Raw genomic sequence first — 12,160 nt, forward strand, 5'->3', positions numbered from 1 at the left:
GGTTACCTACACGAAGTTAGCGAGCTTATACCCACCGCCACGACAGGACGCCTTTCGTAGCCGCCCTTCCCAATATTCCAGCTCTGCACGCATCGCCGCCGGATCGTGGTTTGTGATGGTGCGGCCGTTGACGCCGGTAAAGGACACGGATTTACCGTCGAGCGAGTCCGTGTAGAACCCCCTGACACGCACCACCATGTCCCGGATTTCCTGTTTCGTCATAACCAGCCTCCTCCCCCCGTACCGCCACCGTTCATCCATCCGCTAGAGGTATGCTGAGGCGCAGCCTGTTTCGGTTCCGCCTTGGTTTTTTTCTTCGTCAACACGACCTCCCTTGATGAGTTCTCGTTGAAAATATTGGGGTTCGTATCTTGTGATTCAGCCCAGGCTGGCGGCTCATCCCACTTGATACGCTCGTAACGGCGCAACATCACGACGGCATGCACATAGCAAAACAGGTCAAAGGCTTCGTTATTGCCCTTCCCTGGCTTACGCCACTTGCCATCTGATCCACGCTCTTCGTAGGTCAGTTCGTCAAAAAACCATTCCCCCAACCAATTCGGGAAGTGAATATACCCAGCGCCTGGCGCTTCACGAATCAGCGCGTTACTGAGCTGGTCTTTCAGCGTGTCGGTCTGCAACAGGTAGACAGGGACGTCTCCGCGCGCAGCTGCGCGGCGGTCGCTTCGGTCTGTGTTGTCCGGGTGGATTTTTGTAATGGTTTTCTGACGCCGGGTGCTGTCCCCTTTGATGAGATACACCCGCTTATGCACGCCATCGCGGCGGCACTGACGCCAGAATTTATACGCGTTGTCGGTCACGCCATCTTCGCCGCCGCTGTCTACGGCCATGGCGAGGATTGGCATACGCTTGTCCTGATTGCTTTGCAGCCGGTACGTTTTATCGAGCACGTCAGTGATCAGCAAGTTCCAGTCCTCCGGGTATGCCCCCGGATGGATCGGCAACGCTTCACCCGTATCAGGATCACACCGCATCGACTGCTTGATGTTGTACCGGTCCACCAGCCACCGCTCGCCGTTTTCGCCATAGCCGACAATCTGGACCACAAAGCGGCGATTCTTGCCGCCCTGCACATCAACCGCCGCGATCAGGAATCTGACCTTTGGTGGCACCAGGCGTTTACCGTAATCCTCCACGCGCGCCAGCAGTTCGTCACTGCGGCGCTGTTCAGAGGCAGAACGCGGCAAATACGGCCGGCCCCAGTCGGTATTGATGACCGCCTTGAGCGTTTCCTCTGATCCCGTTGTTTCGTAATCCTGCTCAGCGGTCAGCAGCTTGTAGACGAGCTGTGACCAGGTCTGATATGCCGCCGCCGGCCCCTCCATCCAGAATGACGCAATACGGGAGCGGCGCGGATCGCCTGTCCGGTTGCCTTCGGCGTCAATCGACTCCCCTTCACGCAACCACACACCAGACTGGTTCAAGGTGCGTTTCATATCTGCCGTTATCGTGCCGCTGCAGTGAGGGCAACACATATGCGCAGATTCGCTGGCCTTGACCGGATCAGGGATTTCCCTGTATCCGGTCATCACTTCCATGATCGGCTGGAAATATTCGCCGCAGTGCGGACACTGCCAATACCATTTGCGGCGATCGCCGCGGTTGAACAAGGAAAGGATGCCGGTGGTTGGCGGGGCCTCATGCTCTGAGCGGCGGCGCCATTTTGAATCCAGAATATCGCGACCTGGTGAACTCTCTACCAGCGTCATGCCGGCACTCATAAACGTTGTGGTACGTTTTGACGCCAGCGTGAACCCGTCGCCCTCGCCGTCGATATCTTCCGGCATGCGGTCATAATCTGTCAGCGCGGTGCATTTGTAGTCCGACGAGGACATGATATTGACCGATGGCCAGCCAAGCTTCAGATAGTTCCCCGCCAGAAAGGTCCGGTCGTGAACGTTGTTATCATTGCGCCGGGGGCTGAGACGCTCAGCCACGTCTGGACTCACGCGGAACGTGCGCGCCAGGCGCTTTTTGGAGTGTTCCCGCGCTTTCTCTTCCGAAATTTGTACGACCAGCATATCGGAGGGATCGCACACGATGTTGTAAACAATCCAGCCATCAATCAGGCCGATCGTTTTACCCGTACGCGCCGGGCCAACAAACACCACCGCGTCGTATTCACGTGACGCCAGGCAGTTCATCGGCTCAATCACATACGGCGCCACGCTCGGGTCCCACTTAACAGAGTTGCCCGCGCCCATAGGCACCCGCATAAACTTTTCAACAGCTTCGGCAACCGGCATGCGGCGCGGAGCCTGAATAATACCGGCCATATTCCGCCGGGTTTCTGCGGCTGATGCCTGTGCGACCATTACTCCTCCTCGGGCATTTCCTCCTCAATCTCTGTATCAGCGTTCATAACCTTCAGCGCTATCTGATCGCGCAGGTCATCGATAATAGACTGCACACGAGAAACGGCAGACGGCGGCAGCGCGCAATCACGCTCCAAGATATCCGGTAATGTTTCCAGCACCTGAACCATCGCCTTTGCCATCGCAGAGAATTCACGGGCAACGTCTTCTGCAGGGATCAGTTCATTGGTTTCCTGTTCAAACTTGAGCCGCTCGCGTTCCGACTGGAACCAGGCTTTTCGGTCAGGCGGTAGCATTTCGTCAACGTCAGCCACCGGCGCAGACTTCACCAGTTCAGCCAGCACATCCGGCAGCGTGTAAAGCTTCAGCTTGGCATTACTGCCGGGGGCAGGTTCGACGTTTTTCAGGCGTGCAGCGATGGTTTGCCGATGTGATCCCGTAATTGCCGCCAGCTGATTCAGGTTCAGCCTGACGTTCTCCAATTCTTTATCCATGATGATGAACACTTTTTATACGATTCGACATCTTGAAAAAATAATTTCAAGTGAAAACAATTACGTGAGCACATGATGATGATGTCAATAAAATGCAAAAAACTAGCCGTTTCCCGCGTGTCGCCGCCCCCTCGGTGTTCAAAATCGCGAAAGGGACCCGCGAAAATGGGAATCATTATCGGCATCTGATGGTTTTTTTTACTGGAATGAATTGATATCGGTTGACACCAACAAAAAACCCACCGAGTGGCGGGCTTATGGCTGCACAATTAACGACCAGGAAAATCATCTAAATTGAATTTAAATTGCTTCCTACCTGCGCGATAAAATTCAGCTTCAATAATAACCGTTTTATGATTTTTAAGGTTATTTATAAACTCTTCGGAATCTGAGAACAAGATGGCATCAGCACGACCGGCACTAGCCTCTTCCATCGGGAATGATTGTATTTCTCCATTATCGAACTTAACTGAGATATGACAATCATTATAAGGATTACATTGAAACTGCCCTTTATCGATAAACAGCATTGCTCTGATGATAGGAAGGTTGTCAGGCTTTTCCCCTTCCCCTAACTTGGTGTTTGCTGAGGCAACCATGATCCCAAGATGTGACCCACCATTGTATGGAAACTCAAAATTAACCAAATTGTCAGAAGTTGCATAAGCCAGCTTTTGAGAAGTCCCGCGCATATCATCGTTTTGGTGCGACACCTTCCAAGACGACGCGAACGCAGAACAAGACGCGATCATGGATAAAAGTAAAATGCCATGCTTAAAATTCATGTAGCCCGTCCCTTTAGATAGCCAAATAATCAGAATATGGTAACAAAGGCTATCGACATGGCAATCTAAAAAGCTTTATCTACGGTTATCGTGCATTATCGATGGCGCTCAGTGAGTGCCATCTGTAATGCCTATTTTGTTACCGGTGATGGCGGTGTAGGTGGTGGCGGTGGCCGAACCACTTTATCCCCCGGATTGTATGGTGGCGGAGTTGGAGCCTTTCTTCCCATCATTTCTCTCCGAATCAAGCTGGCGTATCGAACGCAGCTGATTGTTCGCCTTGTCTATCGCCGACAACAGCGGGTCAATCCACAATACCGCCTGGCAATATGTCAGGGTGCCGGAGGCAGTGGAGCCAGCACCGGTTGCGTCAGCGTCGTTGGTATCGCCTGACACTGCGCCGGCACGTAGACGGTGCGTGTAGTCGAGCAACCGGCCAGCAATAGCAACGGGAACAGCCAGATCACACGTCGGCTGATTTTTGAGGATCGTCCGGTATTCAATCTCTTTCTCCTGGGTGGCGGCGTCGGCGCTGATGCCGTACTGGTAAGCGGTGGCGTTTATCGCGTTTGCGCGCTGAAAATTCAGAGCCTGGCTGGCGATAATGTCTGCCTGCTGCCCTATCGTTTCCTGCTGCTTCTTACTGTGCTGTTCGGCCAATCGCAAGTCTTTACGCAGCCCCCAATTACTGAGCGCAAGATAGGTAAGCAGGGCCAACACGATAGAAGCCACCAGCGCTTTACCGTGCGACAGTGGGAACCAGCTCATGCCAGCGCCCTCATGGCTCGCTCATAAAGCTCCTGCCGTTCTGCTAGTCCGTTTCTCCCGCCATTCACCACCAGCGTGCATCGTTCGACGTCATCAGAATAGCGACCGCAGTTGTTGGCATTCCAAAACCATCCTGCCGAGCGCATAGCGTTTAAATCCTCTTCCAACAACTCAGGGGTGGCAACCAGGTCAAGTTTCAAAGCCGCGCCGCATTCCCGGTAGTTATTCAGACCGGTAATCTGGATTAACCCACGGCCCCGGTATTTCCAGCCATCACCAGCATCTCGGTTACCCATTCGCCCGCCATAAACTAAATTTGCGATAGCTTCTTGCTGTGCCGGCTGCTGAATTGTGCGGCCCAGTGCCGTGCATTGTTGGTGACTAAGGCGGCGTGAGCGGGATAACGGCCCAAACGTGCGCATTAGCGCATCAACTTTGTAGTTGAATGACTCGACGACAGCTTTAAACCCGCGTGATTCGTGACCTACTTGCGCGATGAACATCGCTTGCTCAGCAGCAGACTGAATGCCAAATTCAGTAAACGTTGCGATCAGGTGTGGATACCAGCGTGCAGCTAAGCCGGCGCTAATACCAGCCGCCCGTTGAAATTCGATTTGTGTCATTGTGGCCTCAGAACTCGGAAAAGTTTTGCGACGTTTCCCTTAGCACGGAACACCGCAATGCAGATGATTAGATTGATGGATATCACTGCCCAATGTGTCTCGATGTAGAAGTGATATAAGAAACGGATAGGCACGGATGCATAAGCAACAATGAGCGCATATGCCAGCCAGGAAGCCCACCAGCGATGAGCTGCACCGTTTCGACGATAAAACATCAATCGCACGACAATCGCAGCACACAGGCCGACATTCAGAACTACCAGTGGGTCATTTGCCATTTGTCCCCCTCTGAACCTCGATAGGAACGATCCTGGATTTTCCATCTGTTTGTTGATGAACGTCATCACGTTGACCGCCACAACAGACAAGATAACGGCGCCGAGTGCATTAAGCGGCCGGTCACTGTAGTTGAGCCATTGAGCAAGCTTCGCACCAACGACGTCAGAGCCAATCACCCCAGTCAGGAACGAAAAAATGAAATACCCGGCTTTTTTATGAAACGGTAAATCAGTCGCCGTAGTCACGTAGAAAACGGCGCCAGAAAAAGCCCCGAACGCTACCCCGTAATCACCGGTAATAAAGCCCACGACACCTGCGCCTGTAAGCGCTTTTCCTACAAATGATGCAGTTGCTGGATCGGCAGCCATTGTGTCTCCTTATTGCTGTTTGCTGTCCTCACCATGTCGAGGGCATAAAAAACCCCGGCGGTTAGCCAGGGCGTGTGGTTTCGGGATGTATCTCCCTTTCAGTCTGTTTGAACCGCTCTTCTTCAAGCTCTACGCCCAGGCCGATACGCCCCAGCTTTATCGCAGCCTTTATGGTTGCGCCAGAACCCATGAAGAAATCGGCCACCACGTCACCGGGGCGGCTACTGGCACTGATGATGTGCTCCATCATTTCTGCGGGCTTTTCACATGGATGCTTGCCAGGATAAAACGCTACCGGTGGGTAGTGCCAAACGTCGGTGTACGGAACCGCTGCCGTTACAGTGAAGGGACGGCGAAGCGACTTGTATTCCTGGCACAACGCCAGATATTCGCGGTTCAGTGTCCGGTATTCCCGCACCAGCTCATGATGGGGGCGATTCAATCCACCAGCCTGATGCCGCTCTTTTGCGATACGGTCAAATAAAGCCTGGAGCGCCTGATACTGCTTTTCGCTCGGCAACTGCCATTGGCTCTCTGAGAACCAGTGGCTGCACATCTGCGTTTTCGTCGCTGCGTTGATTTCCTTCGCTGACACGCCGAGGGATTGCCGGGCCGTTCTGAAATAATCAATCAGCGGCTTAAAGACGTTGTGCTTCAGCTCTCCACACTTCGCAGCGAAGCCGTCTACCTTCGGTTGTAGTGGGCCAGCGTAGTGACCGGCGAAAATGATCCGCTCAGTCGATGGGAAGTATGACCGCAGGCTTTCTTTGTTCATCCGCTTCCACGGACCGGCAGGCTTCGCCCAAATGATGTGGCTCAATACGTCGAAACGCTGGCGCACCAGCAGCTCAGTATCGGGTGCCAAGCGGCTACCGCAGAACATATAAAGACTACCGTTCGGCTTTAGCACCCGGTAGAACTCCACCAGCAACGAATCCAGCCAGGCGAGATACTCGGCCTCGCTCTTCCACTGGTTATCCCAGCCGCAGGATTTAACCCGGTAATACGGCGGGTCAGTCGCGATCAGGTCGATGGAGTTATCCGGCAAAGTTTTGATAAACGCTGTTGTGTCAGCGTTGATAAGACGTGTGTTTGAAATCATAAGCGCCCTTAGTTGATACGCTCGTCCTGCTGTTAGCAGCACGGGCAAAGGTTCGCTTGTGACCTTCTACATGAGCGTTCTCGCGATAGGGTGTTGCTCCACTTTATCGCGGCCCACCTCACAAACATTATTCCTGCAATGAGAAGCACCACCCACCAAATTCACCACTACACACCCAGTGCCTAAGGCGTTGATTATTTAGATGGCGCTTCGCATTGCTAAGGCATAAAAAAACCCGCTCGGCGGCGGGTGATTTTTACTGTCGCTTGATGGTACAGCTTCGCGAAAGCATACATGAATTATACGTTTTCATTATCCGTTTTCAAGTATTTTTTCACTTTTTCTGCATTTTCGGCACAAATAGCCGCACGAATAGCAACGAACGCGGCATAATTAAATAACTCAATGCACCAGCGCACACGGTCCTCTGACTGGATGCGCGTCAGGTGCGGCGCGTGGTAGTGCCGCATATAGCGCCCCATGTCCGTAACCGTTTTGGTTGTCGTGTAGTAGTCCAGGCCGAGGATGTAAACCGGGTTATCCTTCTTGAACGCCTTCAGAATCACGGACTCCACAAACGTTGCGTCATCCGCTTCTTTCGCGTTAGCGATCATGTCTGCCAGACTTTCTGACGGCCAGATGATAGTTTTAGCCATCGCGATCAGTTCTTCGCCCTTATAGCCAGCCTTGCGCAGTTCGTTCAGAACACGCGTTATCTTCTGCGCCTGCTCGTCGTTCCATTCTTCGTGAATGATGCAGCCCCAGAAACTTCCACCGCCGCCGGTGAGGTGCCCTGCCGTGTTTCCACCCACACACTCACCCCAGACACTAAGCAGCGATTTAATCCAGCCGGACTGGACTTCGTTCAGACGTTTTAACTTGCCGAGATATGACTTACGCGGCGCTGCGGCAGCTGCTGACCACGCGTTATTTTTTAACTGTCTTTTCTGGTTAGGGGTCATGCTGCGTTCTCCTGCTTCAATGCTTTGCGTTTGGCTTTATATGTGTCGCGAATTTGCTCGTAGTCACTGCGGGTTAGCTTTCCAAGCTTCGGCGGTGGCCCCATCAGTCGGTCAAACCGCGCCTGACCTATTTTCGCTATCAGGTTAGGGCGGTATTCGCTCAAATTCGCTGACTTGAAGTTGTTACAAACTGAACACTGCTTATGGCAGTTGTCCTCATCAAACCGCAGCTCTGGATGACTCCCCACAGTGCGATAATGGCCGGCATGATATTGGCCGGTATGATGGCGACCACAGCTGATACACGGTTCAGCGGCGTCGCGTTCGCGGATGTACGCATTGAATTCGGTCTGCGCCTGGTTGATGAAATAACGCAACGGTTTAACGGCCAGCTTTCGAAGCTTCAGCTTGTCTTTGCGTTCCTTTTCTTCCTGGCGCCGTTTTGCCGCGCGCTGGTAGTCAATGGCGCAACGTGGGTCGCATACTTTCTGCAGGTATTTCACTGGCGTGAACGTTTTCCCGCACTGCGCGCACTCCTTCGGTTTGTAGACCTTTACTTTTTTGACTGGCTTCTTCACTTGGCGCCCTCCCGGCGGAATACCCACTCATAAACCTCTGCACCGTTTTGCAGCAGGTCGTTAAAATCGCCACGACTCGGCCAGCGGACGCACACCTCTTCCAGGTCGTTTTTCTTATGCAGATTCGCACTTGCGCACTCAAAGGCCGCTGCATGCCCTGCCCCGTTACTGTCCGCATCTGCGAAAATAATTAGCCGTTTAACACCGGCTGGAACGCGGAATTTCCGCATAAATGTCGTGTTGAGCGTCGCCCAGGTGTTGCAGTTCGTGATCTGGTGGCACGACAGCGCCGTCTCGATGCCCTCCGCTATGCCAAGCGTCGAAGCCACAGGAAACATGCGGATAGCGACAGAGTTGGCATGCTCTAAATACGTATCTTCCTGCAGCTTGCTCAGCTTCTTCTGTGCGCCACCAGCGACCGCTTTTTTATCCCCATCCAGGAGGGTTCTGTGCAGGTAACACAGTTCGCCTTTGTCATCCGTCGCCAGGGAGTAAATCGCCTGGTAAACCCCACCAGCGGCACGCTGATGATCGCAGTAGCGGATATGGTCATGTGGCAAACTGCTGATACCTCGGTTCTGCAGGTATTTGTTGGCCCCCGTTCCGCGCAGCGGCGGCAACGTTGCAAACTTCCTGCTGACTTTGTTGCGGGTAGCATCAACAGTGCTCATAGGGCGCATATAGTTGCCGTCCGGCGTATACTCGTTGCCGATCAGCTTGTCGATTTCCGGGGCCAGAACTTTAAACTCTTTCCCGGTGGCACCACTCAGTAGCGCCCAGCCATCACCGGCACTGCACACGCAGATATATGAGCCGGTGCCGTTCTTATCATCACTGCGGAACTTACCCTTTCTCCCGCACAGCGGGCACTCACCTTTGAAGTGGTTCTTACCCGTCACCGGAGGTAAGCCGTAAAACTTGAAAATCTCGGGCCAACGCCCAATGGCGGCTTGTCTGGTGTTCATGCTGCGTTCCTTTGTTCTTTCTGCTTCGCTTTGGCAAATGCGATGTTTTTGGACTTAATGAAATTGCTCACTTCTGGCGTCATCTCCTTTGGGGTTCTGTGCAACCCACGCGGCCAAACGCCAAACTTCTGCTTGTAGGTATGGGCGCACCAACCGTCGCTAACGGGTTTCCCCTGCAGGCTGCGGGTACGCTGGTAATAGAGGATTTGTGACCACCAGCTCTGTTTCATTTCTAGCGTTACCGTCACTTTGGCCTTTTTGATTTTTTTCAGGCCGCGAGACTTGTCCGTTTCCACATCTTCGCCGGCCAGGGGCTTAAAGCCGCATTTTGGGCAGATATAAATTCCGGCAGGCTTAACGTAATGGCAGCTCGGGCACTCTTTCGGCAGGCGCTCCTGTTCATCGGTTTTTTCATTGCGCTTCGCTGCGTCTTCCATGCCCGTTGAGCTGGACGGCAGGTAGTCGTATTCGATGTCGTCGGGATAACCCAACTTGTGAACCGAGCCGCTGTGATCGAAGATCAGGCAGTGGTCTTTCCCTGGTGCAGAGCGCAGGCCACGGCCCAAGGTTTGTAACCAGCGGATTTCTGATTTCGTCGGGCGGGCATAGATGATGCAACGCACGTCGCTGTCGAACCCAGCAACCAGAACGCCAACGTTCACGATGATCTTCGTTATGCCCTGCTCAAAGCGGCGAATAATAAGTTGGCGTTCGTCGTGTGGTGTTGATGCCGTCATGACCTCAGCAGCCACACCAACGCGGTTGAATTCGATAGCGACAAAATTTGCGTGGGCCACGTTGACGCAAAAACAGATAGTTGGGCGGTCTTCGCCATGTTCCAGCCAGTTCTGCGCAATATCCCCCACCAGCGTAGCTTCGCTCATGACCTCCCCGAGCTGGCCTTCGTTGTAGTCACGGCCGTAAACGGCATGCTCAGAGGTTTTCACTTTTGACAGGTCTGGATATGACGGTGCATAAAACTCGTACTTGCTCAGGGCGCCGATGCTGATCAGCTCTTTCATCGTCGTTGGCTTGATCAGCTTCTCGTAGTAGTTGCCCAAGAACTTAGCGAACGGGGTGCCAGAAAGACCCAGCACCTTCACTGCGGTGTTCTTTGTCAGATGGTCGATAAACTGCAGAATTTTTTTGCGCTTGAGGTGAGCCTCGTCGATGATCAGCAGGTCGATGTTGTCCGGCAACTCACGGCGGATAAGCGTATCGGCAGAGGCAATCTGGATCAGGCGGCTAGGGTCATAGGCCGGGTGGTCACGCCAGATATACCCAATTTCCTCGGCAGGTAAGCCATATTCGATAAAGCGGCTGGCGGTCTGGTCGAGCAGCACGGTATACGGAGCCACAAACATTACACGCATGCCACGACTCAGAAAGCCGTCAGCAATCAGCGCAGCAATCGCGGTTTTACCGAACCCAACCGGGGCATACATCATGAACGAGGCATGCTGCTTCCATGCCGCGCGCAGCATATTCAGTGCAACAACCTGTTTTTCGCGTGGTTCAATGGTAAGCATTCGTCATTTCCTCGTTTAAGTATTTAGCCGTCTAAACTTCTGCCGGCGGTCACCACTACTCGATCCCTTAAAGATCATCCCTCTTGGTAAGGCCGTCCCTACCCCCACACCCCAACCCGATCACCCCCCTTTCCCCCCTCTTACCCTTCCCCTCTCCCCCGTTTAAAAAAACACCTGCTAAAAATTTCATGCTGCTGCCCTGTTCTGCCCCACCAGCGGAGGGGCTATCGTTCCGCCCTGACCGGCTCTTGAGTACCGGACTACAAACAACCTGAGCCGGGTATTCGCCGCTTTCCGCCCCGCGTTCTCCTGCCGGTAGGAAACCTCCTCGCCGTCAAACGCGGTTTGGTATACCTCCGCGTATGCGAGCGCGATTCTCCCGCGCTGCCCAGGCGGTAGCCTTCCAAGCTGTCCTTGAATCCATGCGGCATCCTCACGGCAATAAACCGTGGGCATAACTGTCCGTACAAACGTCGAAGGCTGCATAAAACGGCCCTCCTGTCGTTGGCGTTACGTCATTTCAGACGTTCCATTTGAATTGCTGCCTCACCGGTGCATCCGGCGGGCAAAACACGCTATAAAGCAGCAAGATGTGCTCTTGAAACGTAGCGATGAGGCGGTAGCTGTTGGCATCCAGTGCCTGACGCTCATCGGCGTCTATCTCACCGTCCTCGGTGAACTTGCGGACAAGTTCGGAGTGCTTGCCGATGTACTCGATCGCTTCCATCAGTTTTGCGTTGATATCGTCTCGATCGACGTCTTCAACTTCGGGCAGACGTACGTTCACACTGCGCGACTGACGAGATACGGCATCGGCAAAGTGGGTATTTCCACCAGCCTGCTGCAGAACCATGAGCCAGCCGATCGGGAAAATTTGATTGCTGTTCGGGCGAAGGCGGTTAAATAACGCGTCTTCAGTCACCCCCAGCCACTGTGCAGCCTCAGCATATCCGCCAGGCAACCCAGTAATGATTTTGCGGGCAACAGAGACGACCCAATCAGGTTGTTTTTCTGCCTGCCAGTCAGGCGCTTTTTGCTGTGACACAGTTGTACTCCTAAGACTGTGGTTACCCCGCAGCAACAGTTACGAGATACTGTCGCCATCAGATTGATGGGCTAGATTTGTTTGGTTTTTTGAACATGTGCGGCAGATCAGGGCGAATCATGTATCCATGGATTTCCCCATTCGTTACTCGCTCGATGTGACCTACGTGTTCAGGTGAAACTTTCGCCTTGTTGTGCAGCCACTTATAAACAGCCTGCTGCGATACCCCACAGGCATGCCCAAGTTTTTTTTGCGACCCAACTAAAGCGATAGCGGTTTTTATTACCTCGTTCATAAACAACCTCCATCGTTATTTACGTCAATAA

At 53.3% G+C, this 12,160-nt stretch carries 14 protein-coding genes and 1 pseudogene; all 15 read right to left on the minus strand.

Annotation, left to right across the window (positions count from 1 at the left end; genetic code table 11):
• Positions 1 to 6: 6 nt before the first annotated feature.
• Positions 7 to 222, minus strand: coding sequence for a hypothetical protein (locus D7I37_RS25680; RefSeq protein ID WP_054306639.1), 216 nt, complete (start codon positions 220 to 222; stop codon positions 7 to 9).
• Entirely contained in the window at positions 219 to 2,336 is a 2,118-nt protein-coding gene (locus D7I37_RS25685; RefSeq protein WP_129543380.1) for a phage terminase large subunit family protein, read from the minus strand. Before D7I37_RS25685 ends, D7I37_RS25680 begins: the two co-directional genes overlap by 4 nt.
• Positions 2,336 to 2,830, minus strand: a complete 495-nt coding sequence (locus D7I37_RS25690) for a DUF1441 family protein (protein WP_129543381.1) — start codon at positions 2,828 to 2,830, stop codon at positions 2,336 to 2,338. Before D7I37_RS25690 ends, D7I37_RS25685 begins: the two co-directional genes overlap by 1 nt.
• A gap of 269 nt (positions 2,831 to 3,099) precedes the next feature.
• Positions 3,100 to 3,615 (minus strand): hypothetical protein, encoded by a 516-nt coding sequence (locus D7I37_RS25695; protein ID WP_129544663.1) that lies wholly within the window; start codon positions 3,613 to 3,615, stop codon positions 3,100 to 3,102.
• A 183-nt stretch (positions 3,616 to 3,798) separates the two neighbouring features.
• Positions 3,799 to 4,383 (minus strand): hypothetical protein, encoded by a 585-nt coding sequence (locus D7I37_RS25700; protein ID WP_129544664.1) that lies wholly within the window; start codon positions 4,381 to 4,383, stop codon positions 3,799 to 3,801.
• Positions 4,380 to 5,006: a glycoside hydrolase family 19 protein gene (locus tag D7I37_RS25705; protein WP_129544665.1), complete on the minus strand. Its 627-nt coding sequence runs from the start codon at positions 5,004 to 5,006 to the stop codon at positions 4,380 to 4,382. The genes D7I37_RS25700 and D7I37_RS25705 overlap by 4 nt, the downstream gene beginning before the upstream one ends.
• Positions 5,003 to 5,284: a phage holin family protein gene (locus D7I37_RS27205; protein WP_128143539.1), complete on the minus strand. Its 282-nt coding sequence runs from the start codon at positions 5,282 to 5,284 to the stop codon at positions 5,003 to 5,005. Before D7I37_RS27205 ends, D7I37_RS25705 begins: the two co-directional genes overlap by 4 nt.
• A 15-nt stretch (positions 5,285 to 5,299) precedes the next feature.
• Positions 5,300 to 5,653 (minus strand): annotated as a pseudogene (locus D7I37_RS27210) (putative holin); the annotation flags it as partial.
• A gap of 61 nt (positions 5,654 to 5,714) precedes the next feature.
• Positions 5,715 to 6,755, minus strand: coding sequence for a site-specific DNA-methyltransferase (locus D7I37_RS25715; RefSeq protein ID WP_129544667.1), 1,041 nt, complete (start codon positions 6,753 to 6,755; stop codon positions 5,715 to 5,717).
• A gap of 299 nt (positions 6,756 to 7,054) precedes the next feature.
• Positions 7,055 to 7,717, minus strand: a complete 663-nt coding sequence (locus tag D7I37_RS25720) for a hypothetical protein (RefSeq protein ID WP_129544668.1) — start codon at positions 7,715 to 7,717, stop codon at positions 7,055 to 7,057.
• Positions 7,714 to 8,295: a recombination protein NinG gene (locus D7I37_RS25725; RefSeq protein ID WP_129544669.1), complete on the minus strand. Its 582-nt coding sequence runs from the start codon at positions 8,293 to 8,295 to the stop codon at positions 7,714 to 7,716. Before D7I37_RS25725 ends, D7I37_RS25720 begins: the two co-directional genes overlap by 4 nt.
• Positions 8,292 to 9,260, minus strand: a complete 969-nt coding sequence (locus D7I37_RS25730) for a toprim domain-containing protein (RefSeq protein WP_129544670.1) — start codon at positions 9,258 to 9,260, stop codon at positions 8,292 to 8,294. Before D7I37_RS25730 ends, D7I37_RS25725 begins: the two co-directional genes overlap by 4 nt.
• The gene (locus D7I37_RS25735) at positions 9,257 to 10,789 is read right to left on the minus strand and encodes a DEAD/DEAH box helicase (protein ID WP_129544671.1); all 1,533 of its coding nucleotides are present in this window, start codon (positions 10,787 to 10,789) and stop codon (positions 9,257 to 9,259) included. The genes D7I37_RS25730 and D7I37_RS25735 overlap by 4 nt, the downstream gene beginning before the upstream one ends.
• 520 nt (positions 10,790 to 11,309) lie before the next feature.
• Entirely contained in the window at positions 11,310 to 11,834 is a 525-nt protein-coding gene (locus tag D7I37_RS25745; RefSeq protein ID WP_128143546.1) for a YmfL family putative regulatory protein, read from the minus strand.
• A 58-nt stretch (positions 11,835 to 11,892) separates the two neighbouring features.
• Entirely contained in the window at positions 11,893 to 12,129 is a 237-nt protein-coding gene (locus D7I37_RS25750; protein WP_129544673.1) for a helix-turn-helix domain-containing protein, read from the minus strand.
• Positions 12,130 to 12,160: the final 31 nt, after the last annotated feature.

Source organism: Serratia sp. 1D1416 (assembly GCF_003641105.1).
In the GTDB taxonomy this organism is placed as follows: domain Bacteria; phylum Pseudomonadota; class Gammaproteobacteria; order Enterobacterales; family Enterobacteriaceae; genus Serratia; species Serratia ficaria.